The organism is Bacillus sp. 7705b (genome assembly GCF_002289525.1).
Lineage (GTDB): Bacteria > Bacillota > Bacilli > Bacillales > Bacillaceae > Bacillus > Bacillus halotolerans.
On sequence record NZ_NSDH01000066.1, the window covers coordinates 1 to 911 of the forward strand.

Annotated in this window: 1 protein-coding gene; it reads right to left on the reverse strand. The window is 36.7% G+C overall.

Features of this window, described 5'->3' with window-relative positions:
* Positions 1 to 223: 223 nt before the first annotated feature.
* On the reverse strand, positions 224 to 829 hold the full coding sequence (locus CJU60_RS20520) for a class I SAM-dependent methyltransferase (RefSeq protein WP_010332763.1): 606 nt from the start codon (positions 827 to 829) through the stop codon (positions 224 to 226).
* Between the last annotated feature and the right edge of the window lie 82 nt (positions 830 to 911).

Genomic DNA, 911 nt, shown 5'->3' on the forward strand with positions numbered 1-911 from the left:
TTATATGTGTAATAAGCATTTCTTCCAAAGAAAGAAAGAAAACACTTTTACAAGACAAAAGAAAAAAGGGTTTCTAATTAAGAAAACCACATCCAAAAACAAATACCGATTTTATTAGCATTTCCATACTTGTATAATTTATACATAGATATTGACATTTCATCATATCAATCTAAATATATACATTGGCATTTTATAATATTAACATAGCCAAAATACCGAGTCAAACTTTTTTTGCTTTTATGATATAATAGCCTTTCTTTTTTTGAACGACAGAAACTTCTTCGAACAGTTCCTCAAGCTTTTCAATGGCAGAAGGCGCACCTTGTTTTTTCTGTATGACGATCCACAATTCACCTGAAGCTTTTAAGTGTTCAGCGCTTTTCTCAAAGATAGCATGGACAACTTTTTTTCCGGCTCGGATTGGGGGATTTGTAAGAATAGAAGCAAATGTTTGAGCAGAGTCAACGTTTGAAAACAAATCGCTTTGGTAAATCTCAACGTTTGTTATTCCGTTTTGTTCTGCATTTTCATTTGATAACTCTACGGCTCTTTCATTAACATCAATCATGTGGATGGTCCGGTCTTTAAAGTCGCTGGCCAGCGATAATCCAATCGGGCCATAGCCGCAGCCTACATCTAGAAAGCTGCCCTCAACTTCAGGCTCTTCAAAAGATTCGACCAGCAGGCGCGAGCCAAAATCGACTTCCTTTTTAGAAAAAACACCGCTGTCGCTGGTAAACGTAAACTCCTTGTTTCGAAGCCTAAAAGACCATGTTTGTTTGTTGCTTTTTACTGAAGGTTTTTCTGAATAATAGTGCTCACTCATTATTAGAACCTCCTTTTTTTCATAACTTAAAGAATGGCAAAGAAAAAGCCCGCCTCATAAAAGCGAGCTTCCCCTACAGGCA

Bases quoted from the DNA above. Each gene is read 5' to 3' on its own strand.
- CJU60_RS20520 (WP_010332763.1), bottom strand. From the start codon at position 829: ATGAGTGAGCACTATTATTCAGAAAAACCTTCAGTAAAAAGCAACAAA.